The sequence below is a fragment of the Bacillus sp. FSL R5-0447 genome (assembly GCF_038606125.1).
Classification (GTDB): domain Bacteria; phylum Bacillota; class Bacilli; order Bacillales; family Bacillaceae; genus Bacillus; species Bacillus velezensis.
On the sequence record NZ_CP152012.1, the window covers coordinates 449,713 to 466,313 of the forward strand.

The window sequence follows — 16,601 nt, forward strand, 5'->3', positions numbered from 1 at the left end:
GGAGCGGAGCAGATGAGCCAGTTCAAAAAAGATCAAGTTCAGGACATGTATTATTTGTCGCCGATGCAGGAGGGAATGCTGTTTCATACTCTCCTGAATCCCGGCCAAAGTTTTTACATCGAACAAATGACAATGAAAGTAAAAGGCAGCTTGAATATCAAATGCCTCGAAGAAAGCATGAATGTGATCATGGACCGGTACGATGTATTTCGTACCGTGTTCATTCACGAAAAAGTAAAAAGGCCGGTCCAAGTCGTATTGAAAAAACGGCAGTTTCAGATAGAAGAAATCGATCTGACACATGTAACGGACAGCGAGCAAACAGCCAAAATCAATGAATACAAAGAACAGGATAAGATCAAGGGCTTTGATTTGACGCGGGATATTCCGATGCGGGCAGCCATTTTCAAAAAATCGGAAGAAAGCTTTGAATGGGTGTGGAGCTACCACCACATCATTTTGGACGGCTGGTGCTTCGGCATCGTCGTGCAGGATCTGTTTAAGGTATACAATGCCCTGCGCGAACAAAAGCCGTACAGCCTGCCGCCGGTCAAACCGTATAAAGACTATATCAAGTGGCTTGAAAAGCAGGATAAACAAGCATCACTGCATTACTGGCGCGGGTACTTAGAAGATTTTGAAGGACAAACGACATTTGCGGAGCAAAGAAAGAAACAAAAGGACGGCTATGAGCCGAAAGAGCTGCTCTTCTCACTGCCGGAGGCGGAAACAAAAGCATTTACCGAGCTTGCAAAATCGCAGCATACCACTTTGAGTACGGCGCTTCAGGCGGTTTGGAGTGTATTAATCAGCCGCTACCAGCAGTCCGGCGATTTGATCTTCGGCACAGTCGTTTCCGGGCGTCCCGCAGAAATCAAAGGCGTTGAACATATGGTCGGGCTGTTTATCAATGCTGTCCCGAGGCGGGTGAAGTTGTCTGAGGATACCACATTTAACGGCTTGCTCAAGCAGCTGCAGGAGCAATCGCTGCAGTCTGAGCCGCATCAATATGTGCCGCTCTATGACATCCAAAGCCAGGCCGATCAGCCAAAGCTGATTGACCACATCATTGTGTTTGAAAATTATCCGCTTCAGGATGCAAAAAATGAAGAAAACAGTGAAAACGGCTTTGATATGGAGGACGTCCATGTTTTTGAGAAATCGAATTATGATCTCAACCTGATGGCTTCTCCAGGTGATGAGATGCTGATTAAGCTTGCCTATAACGGGAATGTGTTTGATGAGGCGTTTATCCTGCGCTTAAAATCTCAGCTTCTCACAGCGATTCAGCAGCTCATCCAGAAGCCGGATCAGCCTGTCAATACGATCAGACTTGTTGATGAAAAGGAAAGAGAGCTTCTGCTTACCGGCTTAAACCCGCCGGCTCAGACTCATCAGGCGAAGCCTCTGACAGATTGGTTCAAGGAAGCGGTGAATGTAAATCCAGATGCACCGGCGCTTACGTATTCCGGCCAGACCCTTTCCTATCGTGAATTAGATGAGGAAGCGAACCGTCTTGCGCGCCGTTTGCAAAAGCAAGGTGCGGGTAAGGACACCGTTGTCGCGTTATACACGAAGCGCTCGCTTGAGCTGGTGATCGGCATTCTCGGCGTATTAAAAGCGGGAGCGGCTTATCTGCCGGTTGATCCGAAGCTGCCGGAGGACCGAATCTCGTACATGCTGGCTGACAGTGCGGCTGCCTGTCTGCTGACACATCAGGAGATGAAAGAAAAAGCGGCTCAGCTGCCGTATACAGGAACAAGACTCATCATCGATGATCGAGCACGGTTTGAGGAACAGGCAAGCGATCCTGCAGCCGCAATTGATCCCGATGATCCGGCGTATATTATGTATACGTCCGGCACAACCGGAAAGCCAAAGGGCAATATCACCACTCATGCCAATATTCAAGGATTGGTCAAGCATGTAGACTACATGGCATTTTCTGAAAAAGATACGTTCTTATCTGTTTCCAATTACGCCTTTGACGCATTTACCTTTGATTTCTACTCATCAATACTGAATGCGGCACGGCTCATTATCGCAGATGAACATACACTGCTTGATACAGAACGGCTCACTGATCTGATCCGGCAGGAGAATGTCAATGTCATGTTTGCGACAACCGCACTTTTTAATCTTCTCACCGATGCGGGAGAGGAGTGGCTGAAGGGGCTTCGCTGTGTGTTATTCGGGGGTGAGCGCGCGTCAGTGCCTCACGTCAGAAAGGCGCTTGAGATCATGGGGCCCGGTAAGCTGATTAATTGCTACGGGCCGACTGAGGGAACGGTGTTTGCGACAGCTCACGTCGTGCACGATATACCGGATTCCATTTCCTCATTGCCGATCGGAAAGCCGATCAGCAATGCCAGTGTTTATATTCTTAACGGGCAAAATCAGCTTCAGCCGTTCGGAGCTGTCGGTGAACTGTGCATCAGCGGAATGGGTGTATCAAAAGGATATCTGAACCGTCATGACCTGACGAAGCAAACGTTTATCCCAAATCCGTTCAAGCCGGGAGAAACGCTTTACCGCACAGGGGATTTAGCACGCTGGCTGCCGGATGGAACAATTGAATACGCCGGGCGTATTGACGACCAGGTCAAAATACGCGGACACCGGATTGAGCTTGAAGAAATCGAAAAGCAGCTGCAGGAATACCCGGGTGTGAAAGATGCGGTCGTTGTTGCGGACCGCCATGAGTCTGGAGATGCATCAATCAACGCCTACCTCGTGAACCGGACGCCGCTTTCAGCTGAAGACGTAAAGAGGCACCTGAAAAAACAGCTTCCTGCTTACATGGTGCCGCAAACCTTTACTTTCTTAGAGGAGCTTCCGTTAACGACAAACGGGAAGGTCAATAAACGGCAGCTGCCGAAACCGGATCAGACTCAGGCGGCGAAAGAATGGATCGGGCCTCGAAACGCGACAGAAGAAACGATTGCACACATCTGGTCCGACATCCTCGGCAGACAGCAGATCGGGATTCATGATGATTTCTTCGCGCTCGGAGGCCATTCCTTAAAAGCGATGACGGCAGCGTCGCGCATTAAAAAAGAGCTCGGTACTGACATTCCGGTGCAGCTGTTATTCGAAGCGACGACAATCGCAGACATTGCCGGTTATCTGCTTCACGGTGAAGAAAAAGGAATGAAAGATCTCACCATCATGAATAAAAATCAGTCTGACACACTGTTTGCGTTCCCGCCGGTTCTCGGTTACGGGCTGATGTACCAGCCGCTGGCAAAACAGCTGTCCGGCTATAGAATCTGTGCGTTTGATTTTATCGAGGAAGACAACCGCATTGAACGCTACACAGAGCTGATCAATCAGCTCCAGCCGGAAGGACCGGTCAAGCTGTTCGGATACTCGGCAGGCTGCACGCTCGCCTTTGAAACGGCCAAACGGCTTGAAGCCGAAGGACGTAAAGTGGAGCGGCTGATCATGGTTGATTCTTATAAAAAACAAGGCGTCAGCGACTTGGAAGGCCGCACCGTAGAAAGCGATGTCCAGGCGCTGATGAAGGTAAACCGGGATAACGAAGCGCTGAATGACGAAGCCGTCAAAGAAGGTCTCGCCAAAAAAACAAACGCGTTTTATTCTTATTTCGTGCATACCGTCAGCACCGGCACGGTCAAAGCGGATATAGATCTATTAACGTCAGAACCGGACTTTGCGATGCCGCCGTGGCTCGCTTCGTGGGAGGAAGCCACGACAGGTGAATACCGTGTGAAAAAAGGCTGCGGTACTCACGCAGAAATGCTTCAGGGAGAATGTCTCGAAAGGAATGCGGCATATTTGCTCGAATTCCTAAGGAAGGAACATCTGAAGCTGACAACTTCACGATAGAAAAGGAGGAAGCCCGCCAATGGTCCAGCTCTTTAAATCGTTCGATACCACGGAAAAAACGCAGCTTATCTGTTTTCCGTTCGCAGGAGGCTATTCCGCATCATTCCGCCCGCTCCACACCTATCTTCAAGGTGAGTGTGAGATGCTTGCCGCGGAACCGCCGGGACACGGAACAAATCAAATGTCCGCCGTTGAGGATTTTGAACAGCTTGTCAGTTTATACAAGCAGGAGTTGAATCTCCATCCTGACCGCCCGTTTGTGCTGTTCGGCCACAGTATGGGAGGCATGGTCGCTTTCAGGCTGGCGCAAAAGCTGGAGCGGGAGGGCATTTACCCGCAGGCCGTAATCATCTCAGCCATTCAGCCGCCGCATGTTGAAAGAAAAAAAGTGTCTCATCTTGATGATGAAAAATTTCTCGCCCATATTATCGAGCTTGGCGGAATGCCGCAGGAGTTAGTGGAGAATAAGGAGGTCATGTCATTTTTCCTGCCTTCTTTCAGATCCGACTACCGCGCGCTTGAAAGCTTTCGTCCGTCTGATTCTCACATCATTCAATCACCCGTCCATATATTTAACGGGCGGAAAGATAAAAAATGTATCAAAGATGCGGACGGATGGAAAAAATGGGCCGACAATCCCGTATTTCATGAGTTTTTGGACGGCCACATGTTCATATTAAGTGAAACTGAAAAAGTGGCGGAACGAATCTATGAGATTATTAACAGGAGCACTGCAGGCCAATTGTTATAGGATATGACAGACAGCATTCGCTGTCTGTTTTTTGTAACAAAATCCGCCCGCGAGTTTTCTCATTTATCAAAAATTTTATGTTATGATTTGATGGAATATAATTTTGAAGGGATTGTCGTACATGAATGATGCAGCAAAAGAGCTGAACAGAACATTGTCTGAAGAAAACCCGCACGTGCTTCATATGCTTTCTGATTTGGGCAGAGAGTTGTTTTATCCGAAAGGGGTGCTGACACAATCGGCGGAAGCGAAAGCCAAGGCCGGAAAGTATAATGCCACGATCGGGATCGCCACCTCACAGGGCGAGTCCATGCACTTTTCCCATATTCAAGAGACACTGTCCGCCTATAACCCCGATGATATCTACGATTATGCTCCGCCGCAGGGAAAAGAGCCGCTCAGGCAGGAATGGCTGAAAAAAATGCGTCTCGAAAATCCTTCATTAGCCGGCAAAGACATCAGCACGCCGATCGTGACAAATGCTTTAACACACGGGCTGAGCATCGCCGCCGACTTGTTCGTCAATGAAGGGGATGCGCTGCTTCTGCCTGATAAATATTGGGGAAATTACAATTTTATTTTCGGTGTCCGGCGCAAGGCATCCATTGAGACGTACCCGCTTTTTCAGCAGGATGGGCGTTTTAATGCGGCGGGGCTGTCCGAGCTGCTGAAAAAGCAGGAAGAAAAGGCGATTGTCGTGCTGAATTTCCCGAATAATCCGACAGGCTACACGCCGGGGGAAGAGGAAGCGGCAGAAATCGTCAGCGTGATCCTGGAGGCGGCAGAAGCCGGCAAAGAGATTGTCGTACTCGTAGACGATGCGTATTACAATCTGTTTTACGATGAAACGGCCATTCAGGAATCCATTTTCAGCAAACTCGCCCAAGTGCACGACCGGGTGCTTTGCGTGAAAATAGACGGCGCGACGAAGGAAAATTACGCGTGGGGCTTCCGCGTCGGTTTTATTACGTACAGCACAAAAAGCGAAAAAGCGCTGCGCGTGCTCGAGGAAAAAACAAAAGGGATTATCAGGGGAACGATTTCAAGCGCCCCGCACCCGTCCCAAACGTTTATGCTGCGGGCGATGCAGTCACCGGAATACGAAAAAGAAAAATCGCTGAAATATAACATCATGAAAAAACGGGCTGACAAAGTGAAAGCCGTTCTTGCAGAAAACAAGCACTATGATGACGTATGGACGCCTTACCCGTTTAACTCGGGTTATTTCATGTGTGTCCGGCTGAAAGACATAAACGCCGGCGAATTGAGAGTGTCGTTGCTTGAAAAGAGAGGAATCGGGACGATATCCATTAATGAAACCGATTTGCGAATCGCATTTTCATGTGTTGAAGAGGAACACATCGCGGATCTGTTCGAAGAAATTTATCAGGAAGCAAAGCAGCTGCAGAAACAGGCGGAAATATCAGGCTGACAAAAAAGGAGGGGGACACCCTCCTTTTTGTCTTTTATTCTATTACATTTACTTTCCCATTCACATTTTCCCGGAGCATTTGCCTGAAAACGGCGATATCTTTTTGCGAATAGAAAAGTCGTTTCGGCAGCAGAAGTGTTCCGTAACCCGATGTTTGTAATCGAAACATATCTTTGTGCTCCCTAGCCGAGAGCAGTTCATCCCATTCAAAAAGAATGCTTGCGTTTTTTTGTTTTTGGCTGATTCCGAGCTGATGAATCGTAATACTTCTGGCAGATTTCAGCCGCTGATTCGTTTTGTATGTTCTGTAAAGACGGAAGAATGAGATTGCCGTTGCGATCACCGTGACTGCCAAAGAGAGAATCACAGCTGCAAGGAAATTCAGGAGAGCTCTGACGCCCCATGTGCCGCCTGTAACCGGGCCGTTCATTTCAAAACAGATGGCAGAAGCCAGCAGCATAATCAAAAAACAGACAGCCGCGGATTTTCCTTGATGATAAGCAAAGTGTTTTCTTACATCGGCAAATGTTAAGCAGCCCGCGAGATAGATATTTTCATTTCGTGTGTTGATCATATTCCTTCTTCGTTTCCTTTCATTTTTTCCCTATGTCGTAATATGCTTTTTTTCCGCCGTCCTGAAGCATTGCTTCCCAAGACTCCGATGACGATACAGACGGCGCCGGCGATATGATACCAGCGGAGTGACTCATGGAGAACGAGGACACCCGCAAGCATCGTCACGATGACGGACAAATTGTTAAAGGCGCTCATCTTAAACGCTTCAATCTTGGACAGCGCGTAGTTTGACATCAATGATGTAATGAGAGAAGACAAAATGCCTAAATACAGAATCGCTGCGATAAAACCGGGATCGCGGAAGGGCAGAAAATACTGCCCGATCGTTCCTTCCGCTCCGTGCCGGAAGAGAGCGATGCAGTTGAAGGAAGCAAAGCCGATCGCAGACATGCACCAGGTCAGCTCACCCAATGAAAAACGCTGGGTCATGCGTCTCGCTGCCGTATTGTAAAGGGCGGAGGACAGCGCGGACAACAGGATCAGGAAAGCACCTTTAAAACTCGCCGATTCCGCGGACACCCCTTTCATTGTGAAAATAAATACCACCCCGGCCACTGACAGGCATGTGAATCCCTTTTGCGCCCATGTCGGACGTTCCTTTAAAAAGTAAGACGAAAACAGCATCGTAAAAATCGGGATGGCGGCTTGAATGATACCGGCTTCCGATGATGAAGAATACAAAAGGCCGAACGCCTGAAAACTGAAAAACAAAGCCGGATATAAAAGGGCCAAAGGCAAGATCGCCAGCACATTTTTCCAGCTGACGGACAGTTTGATCCAGCCGAATAAAACAGGAAGCATTGCACAGATGAAGGCCGCTGTGAACCGATGAGCCAATATATCAAACGGATTGGCGGATTGAAGCGCAATCTTGACAAATATAAAGGAAAAACCGATAATCAGCGCATTTAAAATGGCAGCGAGGTAAGCAGCAGCCAAACGCTTTTGATTAATCATCTTTACGAACTCCTTTAATGAGATCGAGCGCCGGCCGCTCCCTTTTATTGTATGGGAAGGGAAGAAGCAGTACAATGAGAATAATGATAAACTGTACCGGTACAGATGGAGGTTCAGCATGGAAAAGTATATGAACGTGATGATAGAAGTGGAGAGTCTCATTGAAGGCGGCACTTTTCAGGAAGGGGCGCGGCTGCCTTCTATCAGGCAGCTGGCCGAGCGTTTTCACGTCAGTAAAAGCACCGTCATCCGTGCGCTTCAGGAGCTTGAAAAACGGCACATTATTTATGCCGTGCCGAAAAGTGGCTACTATCTTATTAAAAATGAAAAAAAGCAGGAGCGAGAACAAACAGGTATCATTGATTTTGCAGCCTCGGCGCCGGACCCTGATATTTTTCCGTACCGCGACTTTCAGCATTGCATCAACAAAGCCATTGATATGTATAAAAATGATTTGTTCATTTACGGCACGCCGCAGGGGCTTCCGTCTTTAATCCGGGTGCTTCAGAGGCTGTTATCCGATTATCAGGTATTTGCAAAAGAGCGGAACATTTTTATCACCTCGGGTGTGCAGCAGGCGTTATCCCTGCTGTCTCTGATGCCGTTTCCGAACGGAAAAAAGAAGATTTTAATCGAACAGCCGGGCTATCATCTAATGGTGGAGCAGCTTGAAGCGCTGCGCCTTCCCGCCTGCGGCATTAAACGGACGGCTGAGGGGCTTGATATGGCGGAAGTCGAGCGGCTGTTTCAAACGGAGGAAATTAAGTTTTTTTACACGATGCCCCGATTTCATAATCCGCTCGGCAGCTCTCTGACAGAATGGCAAAAACGAGAGCTTGTCCGATTAGCGGAGGCGTATGACGTTTATTTGGTTGAGGATGATTTCCTAGGAGATTTAGAGGACAATCAGAAGGCAGACCCGCTGTACGCCTACGATCTGTCTTCCCGCGTGATTTATTTGAAAAGCTTTTCGAAAATGATTTTTCCGGGGCTGCGTGTTGGAGCGGCTGTGCTCCCGGATTCGCTGGCCCCGGTTTTCCATACGTATAAAAAGCTGAGCGATATCGACTGTTCGATGATATCCCAAGCGGCCCTTGAAGTGTATATCAAAAGCGGCATGTTCAAAAGGCATAAAGAAAAAATCCGGGCCTCTTACAGAGCACGTTCCGAGCTGCTCCAAAACGCGCTGCAGGAGTACGGCGGTTTTTCTGTAAAGCAAACGTCGATCCATACCCATCTCGTGCTGGAGAAAAGCCTTTCCGCTTCAAGAGTTGTGCAGCGTCTGAAAGCGCAAGGCGTGCTGGTGGAGCCGATTGAGAGCCATTACCTATCGGATTTTCCGAAAGAAAATATCATCAAACTCAACGTGTCCAACGTCAAGACAGGGGATATCACGCGAGGCATCAAAATGCTGACGGATTGCTTATAACAGCTCTTCATACGTTTTCATCTCAATCTCGTCACAAAAATCGGGATGCGCCGCACAAACGGCCAGCTTATACTCCTCGTCCGCCTCATATGTGCGGATGAAACAAGGTTCATGTCCGTCCGGAAGTTCAATGGACACATGGCCGTCGTCTTTGAGGCGGACGCTGAATGAATCAAGCGGCAGGGAAAGCCCTTTTCCGGCCTGTTTGATAAAGCTCTCTTTCATCGACCACAGGTGGTAAAAATAATCGGTCTGCTGATCGGGGTGTTTCGCTTGCAGATCACTGTATTCCGTCGGCGAAAAAAACCGTTTGGCGATATCAATCGTGCCGGGCTTCATTTTTTCAATATCAATGCCGATCGGTTTTGAATCAACGGCGCACACGATCCAGCGCCCGGAGTGGGAAATGTTAAAGTGCATGTCCGGAAGCGCGGGGATGTACGGCTTTCCGTATTCCTGGACGCCGAATGAAATCCCGGCCGGATCAAGTCCATAAGCCTTCGCCGCAGCGGTGCGGATCAGCATGTCGCCGATCAAGGTGCGGTGAGCATCCTCCTTATGGTAAAAGCGCCGGCATTTTTCCCGCTTTTCGGCGGACACGGCCGCCATCATCCGATCCTCTTCCCCTGCAGAAAGCGGGCGGTCCATATATACTCCGTAAATTTTCATGTCCAGATCCTCCGTCTGAAAATATTGTCAAAACCATCCTATCATATCAGACGAAAGCTGTCCGAAAATAAAAAAACAAAACCGTTTCGGCTTTGTTTTTAATGAACGGACGTTGCCCGCCCGGAGATCGCGTATGTTAACAGTTTAGAGGACTGCGGCAAAGAAAAACGCAGAATCAGCCCCGTCAAAACAGCCGTAATAATGGTTCCGGCGCCGATCGGTCCGCCCATCATCCAGGCTGCGGCAAGAATCGTCAGCTCAATGCCGTTCCGCACCCATTGCACGTTCCAGCCCGTTTTTTCAGATATCAGCATCATCAGAGAGTCCCGGGGGCCCGCGCCGAGCCCTGCTGATACGTAAATACCGACGCCGCAGCCGATCAGCAGCAATCCGATAGAAAAACACACGGCCGCTAAGGAAAAAGCGTGCGTCTCAGGAAGCAGAAACGAAAAGAAATCAATAAACATTCCCATCAGCACCATGTTTAAGATAGCGCCGATTTTCGGGAGTGTCCTCGTGAACAGGCAGGTTAAAGCCACAATGACCGCGCCGACCACGATGGACCATTGTCCGACAGAAAGCCCGAAATGCTGAAAAAGCCCATAATGAAAGGCATCCCAAGGGCTGATGCCGAGAGCTTTTCCTTTAATGGTTAACGATACCCCGAAAGACAAAATCAACAGACCGGCAAAATAAAACGTCCAGCGCATCAAGAATTCCCGCTTCAAAGAGGTCCCTTCTTTCATAAAATTTCATTAATTGTCATTGTAGCATAACCGCCAAAAAAAAGAAGAAGCGAAATCAGTGTTTCGCTTCTTCTCCCGCTCCTACAAAGGATTCAGTATACGATTTAAAAACCGCTGCGTGCGTTCTTCTTTCGGCGCGGAAAAAATTTGCTCCGGCGATCCTTGTTCCACAATGACGCCGCCGTCAATGAAGATGACTTCATCGGCCACTTCCTGCGCGAATTTGATTTCATGGGTGACGACGACCATCGTCCAGCCTTCGTTCGCCAGATCCTTAATCACTTTGAGCACCTCGCCGACCAGCTCCGGATCAAGCGCTGACGTCGGTTCGTCAAACAGCATCAGCTCGGGCTGAATCGCAAGCGCGCGGGCGATGCCGACACGCTGCTGCTGACCGCCGGAAAGCTGGAACGGATATAAATCCATTTTGTCTTTCAGTCCGACTTTTTCCAGAAGCTCCATCGCTTCTTTTCTGACTTGCTCCTTGTCGCGCTTTTGCACTTGAACGGGTCCTTCCATGACGTTTTCAAGCGCCGTGCGGTGAGGAAACAGATGATACGCCTGAAAGACCATGCCTGATTTGCGGCGGAGGCGAAGAATATCAGCCTGCTTCACTTTTTTGGAGAAATCTATTGAAAAATCGGAGAATGCCAGCTCGCCGCGATTGGGGATCTCAAGCGCGTTCAGACAGCGCAGAAGCGTCGTTTTTCCTGAACCGGACGGCCCCAGAACGGCGATGACTTTCCCTTTTTCTATCTCCATATCTATCTTTTTTAAAATTTCATTCTGTCCGAATGATTTATTTAATCCTTTGACGGAAAGCATATCGAAACCTCCTTATTTGGCCACATAACGGTCGAGACGCCGTTCGATCACGTGCTGTACGATTGACAGCAAGAAGCAGATGATCCAATAAATAAAGGCGGCTTCAATATAGATGACCAAGATTTGATCAAGGTTTTGCGCGCCGATTTCCTGCGCTTTTCTGAACAGCTCCGCGACGAGAATCTGTGACGCGAGAGATGTATCCTTGATCAGGCTGATAAATGTATTTGATAATGGCGGAATGGACACGCGAAACGCCTGCGGCAGGATCACGCGGAACAATGTCTTGCGATAGGTCATGCCGATCGTATAACCGGCTTCCCATTGCCCTTTCGGCACGGATGAAATAGATGCCCGGATGATTTCAGAAGCATAGGCGCCCACGTTTAATGAAAACGCGATGACTGCGCTTGGGAAAGGGTCCAGCGTAATATTAAATGTCGGGAACAGATAAAAAATGATGAACAATTGAACGAGAAGAGGAGTGCCGCGCACCGCTGATACGTATACGCTGAACACCCATCTCAATGGTTTCATATTTGACATTCTGGCGAGCGCCGTAATCAGCGCGATGATCATTCCGAAAATAAAGGAAAGAATGGCAAGGGGAATCGAATAATAGATTCCCCTGGAAAGAATCGGCCAGAATGACTGCTGCACCAAATCCCAAGGAATGGCTGTTGCAATCACGGGTTCCGGCATGTTACTTAGAAACATCTTCGCCGAACCATTTTTTCGCTATTTTAGAAAGAGTCCCGTCCTCTTTCATTTCTTTTAACGCCTTGTTGACGTGAGTCACAAGTTCGCCGCTTCCTTTTCGGAATGCGAAATACGTCTGCTGCGGCTGGCCTGCTTCAAACGCGATTTTCACGTCTTTATTGCCGGACGTTTTTAAGTAGTTCAGTACGGCAAGCTTATCATTGTAAGTCAGATCAGCGCGGCCCTGCTGAATGAGCTGAAGGGATTGCGCCATGCCTTCAACGCCTTCAATTTTCGCGCCGGCTTCTTTCGCTAATTTATTGTAATTGCTTGTTAATGACTGAGCCGCTGTTTTTCCTTTGACATCAGCCTCTTTCGCAATCGTGCTGTCTTTTTTCGTCACGACGACTGCATTTGACGTTGTGTATTTATCCGAAAAATCATATTGGTTCTCACGGCCTGTTTTGCCGACTTGGTTGGCGACGACGTCAAACCGTTTCGCGTTTAATCCGGCAAACATGCTGTCCCATTGCGTTTCTTTGAAGTCAGCTTTCAGATCGAGGCGTTTCGCGACTTCTTGAATCACTTCAACATCATATCCGGTCAGTTTGTCACTCTTTTTATCATGGAAGGTAAACGGTTCGTACGTTCCTTCTGTGCCGACGGTCAGTACGCCTTTTTTCTTGACAGAAGCCCAAAGATCGCCGTCTTTTGACTTAGATCCGCTATCCTGTGAGTTTCCGCAGGCTGCAAGCATTGCGATGCTGACCATCATGAACAAAGCGAATAATGCTTTTTTCATCTTCTTTATTCCCCACTTTTCTGAGTAGTTTTATTGAGAAAAAATAGCTCCCAATTGTAAAGGATAACTTTTTTTTAGTATGAGTCAAGTAATTGGTTTTCATAAGCGGGAATTCTTCGTGTTCCGGATCAAAATAATTCCAAAAACTGTCTGACCGGCTTCGGCAGATAGCTGTCTTTTCTCCAGATGACGGCCGGTGTCATGACAAACGGGTTGTCTTCGATGATAACTGTTTTGACATGCGAGCGCATATGGACGGGAATCATCGTCAAAGGCAGAATTGTGGCGCCGAACCCTGATGATACGAGGCTCAAGAGCGTCGCGGAGTCATGACATTCACAGACAACCTGAAGGTCGAGACCGTACTGTTCACAAACTTGGAGGACTTGGTCATACACACCTCTTCCATTGACGGTGCGCAAAAGGATCAAAGGCAAAGAGGCGATGTCATTCAGTTTAATCGTTTCACCGCACAGTCGTTTTGAATGCTCGGACAGCACCAATACACACGGAATGTCTTCAAGCTCCTTCGATTCAATGCCGTCGTTTTTAATCAAGGTGGTGGTGACGGCGGCGTCAATCTGCCGGGTTTCCAGAAGCTCGAGCAGTGAGACAGGCTCATCTTCCCAAATGTTAAAGGTGAGATGCGGAAACCGCTCTTTCATCTGTGACACTTTCTCAAGCATGAGCGCGGCGCAGTAAATGGTTGACCCGACGGCAAGTGTCCCGGCCACCTCCTCCTTCAGCTCTTGTACCTCGATTATAGCGTCCTCAAACTTATGAAGAATCTCTTTCGCTCTTTTCAAAAAGACATTTCCTTCATATGTAAGGGTCATGTGTTTCTTTTTATTGCGGTCAAACAGAATGACGCCCAATTCTTCTTCGAGCTGTTTCAGCTGTCTGCTTAAAGGCGGCTGTGCCATATGAAGCTTTTTGGCGGCCGTCGTGATTTTCTGCTCTTGGGCAATGGTGATGAAATAACGCAATTGCCGGATATCCATGAGAACGCGCTCCTTTCTTTTATACCTTTAAGGTATGATACATAGATTTAACGAATATTTTTCATATGGATATATCAGGAGTATGATGGTTTTGACACCACATTTCAAGCGTAAAGGAGGGGTCGATATGAAGCTCGTCATCGGAATGACCGGGGCAACGGGAGCCATATTCGGGATCAGGCTTTTAGAATATTTAAAAGCCGCGGAGATCGAAACCCATCTTGTCGTGTCTCCTTGGGCAAATGTCACCATTACACATGAAACCGATTATACGTTAAAAGATGTCGAGAAACTCGCATCCTATACGTATTCTCACAAAGACCAGGCAGCGGCGATTTCAAGCGGTTCGTTTGAAACGGACGGGATGATCATCGCTCCGTGCAGCATGAAATCACTGGCAAGCATCCGCACCGGAATGGCTGACAATCTGCTGACAAGGGCGGCTGACGTCATCCTGAAGGAGCGGAAAAAACTTGTGCTGCTGACAAGAGAAACGCCGCTCAGCCAAATCCATTTAGAAAATATGCTAGCGCTTACAAAAATGGGTTCCGTCATTCTTCCGCCGATGCCTGCATTTTATAACAAGCCGGCTGACATGGATGAATTGATCGACCATATTGTGTTCCGGACGCTCGATCAGTTCGGCATCCGTCTGCCGGAAGCGAAACGGTGGTACGGAATTGAAAAACAAAAAGGAGGAATCTGATAATGGCCTATCAGGATTTTAGGGAATTTCTCGCCGCTCTTGAAAAAGAAGGGCAGCTCTTAACAGTCAACGAAGAGGTGAAACCGGAGCCGGATCTGGGTGCCGCTGCGCGTGCAGCCAGCAATCTCGGGGATAAAACCCCTGCGCTTTTGTTTAACAATATTTACGGACATCACCATGCGCAGGTGGCTCTGAATGTCATCGGCTCGTGGCCGAATCACGCGATGATGCTCGGCATGCCGAAAGATACGCCTGTAAAGGAACAATTCTTTGAGTTTGCCAAACGGTACGATGCATTTCCGATGCCGGTCAAACGGGAAGAAACCGCGCCGTTTCATGAAAATGAAATAACGGAAGATATCAATCTATTTGACATCCTTCCGCTATTCAGAATCAACCAGGGGGACGGCGGCTACTATTTGGATAAAGCGTGTGTCATTTCCCGCGATCTTGAAGATCCGGACAATTTCGGCAAGCAGAATGTCGGCATTTACAGAATGCAGGTAAAGGGAAAAGACCGCCTCGGCATTCAGCCCGTGCCTCAGCATGATATTGCGATTCATCTTCGCCAAGCTGAAGAACGCGGCGTGAATCTTCCCGTTACGATCGCGCTGGGCTGTGAGCCGGTGATTACGACAGCTGCGTCAACTCCGCTGTTATACGATCAATCCGAGTATGAAATGGCCGGCGCGATTCAAGGGGAGCCCTACAGAATCGTCAAATCTAAATTGTCTGATTTAGACATCCCTTGGGGCGCTGAAGTCGTTCTGGAAGGAGAGATCCTTGCGGGAGAACGGGAATACGAAGGACCTTTCGGTGAGTTCACGGGCCATTATTCAGGCGGCCGCAGCATGCCGGTGATCAAAATCAAACGGGTATATCATAGAAACAATCCGATTTTTGAACATTTATACTTAGGCATGCCGTGGACGGAGTGCGATTATATGATCGGCATTAATACGTGCGTGCCGCTTTACCAGCAGCTCAAGGAAGCTTATCCGAACGAGATTGTCGCCGTGAACGCGATGTATACGCACGGCCTGATCGCCATCATTTCAACGAAAACGCGCTACGGCGGATTTGCCAAGGCGGTCGGCATGCGCGCCCTGACCACGCCGCACGGACTCGGCTACTGCAAAATGGTCATTGTCGTGGATGAGGATGTCGATCCGTTTAACCTGCCGCAAGTCATGTGGGCGCTCTCAACGAAAATGCATCCGAAACACGATGCAGTCATCATTCCTGACCTGTCTGTCCTTCCGCTTGACCCGGGGTCTGATCCGGCAGGGATGACACACAAAATGATTCTTGACGCCACGACGCCTGTCGCGCCGGAAACAAGAGGCCATTATTCGCAGCCGCTTGATTCTCCGCTGACAACGAAAGAATGGGAACAAAAACTGATGGACTTAATGAATCAATAAGAAAGGATGAGGTTGCAATGAAAACATGCCCGCGCTGTGAATCGAAAAAAGGAGAAACCGTCAGCCAATCGCCGGTCAAAGGTGCCTGGGAAATTTACCAATGCCAAACCTGCTTTTTCACATGGAGATCCTGTGAACCGGAAAGCATCACGAATCCGGCGGCATTCAACCCGGCATTTAAAATCGATCCGAAAGAAACGGAGACGGCCGCACATGTTCCCGCTGTTCCGGAAAGAAAAGCGTAATGCTGACGGAGCACTTGCCGGAGGCGCTTTACACGCTTTTAGACGGGACGGAGCTTGAAAAAAAGCAGCACGACGCATTTGTGCTCCAATCCGTGACAAAAGAAGGCCGTCCGCACGCGGCCATGATCAGCGCCGGTGAAATCGTGGCCGTGAGCAGAACAAATCTCCGGCTTGCCTTATGGAAAAACACGACGACCGTAAGAAGCCTTCTGCATTCGGGACAAGCTCTTTTCATCGCCTGGCACGGAGGAGCCGCATATTACGTCACATTGGAATGTGAGGCGCTTCCGCCGCTGAAAGAGGCGAAACACGAGCGGGAACGGTTCAGCTGCCGGGTGATCACCGTCAAGGAAGATCGGGCGAAATACGCGGATCTGACATCCGGACCGGCCATCCAGCTCTACGAACCGGAAGATGTCTTGAAGAGATGGAGAGAAACGCTTGAGGAGTTAAAACAATAGACGCATCAAAAAAGCCTGCGGACGATTCC

Annotated in this window: 16 protein-coding genes; 8 read left to right on the forward strand and 8 right to left on the reverse strand. The window is 48.8% G+C overall.

Features of this window, described 5'->3' with window-relative positions; genetic code table 11:
* The first annotated feature begins 12 nt into the window (after nucleotides 1–12).
* From srfAC to NYE68_RS02250, 3 genes are all read left to right on the forward strand, one after another.
* The gene (gene srfAC, locus NYE68_RS02240) at nucleotides 13–3,849 is read left to right on the forward strand and encodes a surfactin non-ribosomal peptide synthetase SrfAC (RefSeq protein WP_324636138.1); all 3,837 of its coding nucleotides are present in this window, start codon (nucleotides 13–15) and stop codon (nucleotides 3,847–3,849) included.
* A 19-nt stretch (nucleotides 3,850–3,868) separates the two neighbouring features.
* Nucleotides 3,869–4,600: a surfactin biosynthesis thioesterase SrfAD gene (srfAD, locus tag NYE68_RS02245; protein WP_324636137.1), complete on the forward strand. Its 732-nt coding sequence runs from the start codon at nucleotides 3,869–3,871 to the stop codon at nucleotides 4,598–4,600.
* Between the two features lie 121 nt (nucleotides 4,601–4,721).
* Nucleotides 4,722–6,032, forward strand: coding sequence for an aminotransferase class I/II-fold pyridoxal phosphate-dependent enzyme (locus NYE68_RS02250; RefSeq protein WP_265451399.1), 1,311 nt, complete (start codon nucleotides 4,722–4,724; stop codon nucleotides 6,030–6,032).
* Between the two features lie 34 nt (nucleotides 6,033–6,066).
* On the opposite strand, the gene NYE68_RS02255 is transcribed toward NYE68_RS02250, so the two are convergent.
* Both NYE68_RS02255 and NYE68_RS02260 read right to left on the reverse strand, forming a co-directional pair.
* Nucleotides 6,067–6,606, reverse strand: a complete 540-nt coding sequence (locus NYE68_RS02255) for a YcxB family protein (protein ID WP_324636136.1) — start codon at nucleotides 6,604–6,606, stop codon at nucleotides 6,067–6,069.
* Complete coding sequence (locus tag NYE68_RS02260; protein WP_015416790.1) at nucleotides 6,603–7,565, reverse strand: DMT family transporter; 963 nt, start codon at nucleotides 7,563–7,565, stop codon at nucleotides 6,603–6,605. The genes NYE68_RS02255 and NYE68_RS02260 overlap by 4 nt, the downstream gene beginning before the upstream one ends.
* 118 nt (nucleotides 7,566–7,683) lie before the next feature.
* Between NYE68_RS02260 and NYE68_RS02265 the strand changes: the two genes are divergently transcribed.
* Nucleotides 7,684–8,994, forward strand: coding sequence for a PLP-dependent aminotransferase family protein (locus tag NYE68_RS02265; RefSeq protein ID WP_039252814.1), 1,311 nt, complete (start codon nucleotides 7,684–7,686; stop codon nucleotides 8,992–8,994).
* Here NYE68_RS02265 and NYE68_RS02270 read toward each other — a convergent pair.
* The 6 genes from NYE68_RS02270 to NYE68_RS02295 form a co-directional block, all read right to left on the reverse strand.
* Nucleotides 8,989–9,663 carry a 4'-phosphopantetheinyl transferase superfamily protein gene (locus NYE68_RS02270; protein ID WP_254003540.1) on the reverse strand — a complete coding sequence of 225 codons (675 nt, stop codon included), beginning with the start codon at nucleotides 9,661–9,663 and terminating at the stop codon, nucleotides 8,989–8,991. The genes NYE68_RS02265 and NYE68_RS02270 overlap by 6 nt on opposite strands.
* 98 nt (nucleotides 9,664–9,761) lie before the next feature.
* Entirely contained in the window at nucleotides 9,762–10,391 is a 630-nt protein-coding gene (locus NYE68_RS02275; protein ID WP_025284214.1) for a YitT family protein, read from the reverse strand.
* 99 nt (nucleotides 10,392–10,490) lie between these two features.
* Entirely contained in the window at nucleotides 10,491–11,234 is a 744-nt protein-coding gene (tcyC, locus tag NYE68_RS02280) for a cystine ABC transporter ATP-binding protein TcyC (protein WP_015416793.1), read from the reverse strand.
* Between the two features lie 12 nt (nucleotides 11,235–11,246).
* Nucleotides 11,247–11,951: an amino acid ABC transporter permease gene (locus tag NYE68_RS02285; RefSeq protein ID WP_015416794.1), complete on the reverse strand. Its 705-nt coding sequence runs from the start codon at nucleotides 11,949–11,951 to the stop codon at nucleotides 11,247–11,249.
* The gene (tcyA, locus tag NYE68_RS02290) at nucleotides 11,938–12,735 is read right to left on the reverse strand and encodes a cystine ABC transporter substrate-binding lipoprotein TcyA (RefSeq protein WP_324636135.1); all 798 of its coding nucleotides are present in this window, start codon (nucleotides 12,733–12,735) and stop codon (nucleotides 11,938–11,940) included. The genes NYE68_RS02285 and tcyA overlap by 14 nt, the downstream gene beginning before the upstream one ends.
* A gap of 128 nt (nucleotides 12,736–12,863) precedes the next feature.
* The gene (locus tag NYE68_RS02295) at nucleotides 12,864–13,736 is read right to left on the reverse strand and encodes a LysR family transcriptional regulator (RefSeq protein WP_015416796.1); all 873 of its coding nucleotides are present in this window, start codon (nucleotides 13,734–13,736) and stop codon (nucleotides 12,864–12,866) included.
* Nucleotides 13,737–13,827: 91 nt separating this feature from the next.
* On the opposite strand from NYE68_RS02295, the gene NYE68_RS02300 reads away from it, so the two are divergent.
* The 4 genes from NYE68_RS02300 to NYE68_RS02315 are packed head-to-tail and all read left to right on the forward strand — an operon-like array spanning nucleotide 13,828 to nucleotide 16,572.
* Nucleotides 13,828–14,442, forward strand: coding sequence for a non-oxidative hydroxyarylic acid decarboxylases subunit B (locus tag NYE68_RS02300; RefSeq protein WP_094032062.1), 615 nt, complete (start codon nucleotides 13,828–13,830; stop codon nucleotides 14,440–14,442).
* Between the two features lie 2 nt (nucleotides 14,443–14,444).
* Nucleotides 14,445–15,866: a phenolic acid decarboxylase BsdC gene (gene bsdC / locus NYE68_RS02305; protein WP_015416797.1), complete on the forward strand. Its 1,422-nt coding sequence runs from the start codon at nucleotides 14,445–14,447 to the stop codon at nucleotides 15,864–15,866.
* Between the two features lie 17 nt (nucleotides 15,867–15,883).
* Nucleotides 15,884–16,111: a non-oxidative hydroxyarylic acid decarboxylases subunit D gene (locus NYE68_RS02310; RefSeq protein ID WP_007410250.1), complete on the forward strand. Its 228-nt coding sequence runs from the start codon at nucleotides 15,884–15,886 to the stop codon at nucleotides 16,109–16,111.
* A complete protein-coding gene (locus tag NYE68_RS02315) occupies nucleotides 16,111–16,572 on the forward strand; it encodes a pyridoxamine 5'-phosphate oxidase family protein (protein WP_324636134.1) in 462 nt (153 codons plus the stop codon). The genes NYE68_RS02310 and NYE68_RS02315 overlap by 1 nt, the downstream gene beginning before the upstream one ends.
* Nucleotides 16,573–16,601: the final 29 nt, after the last annotated feature.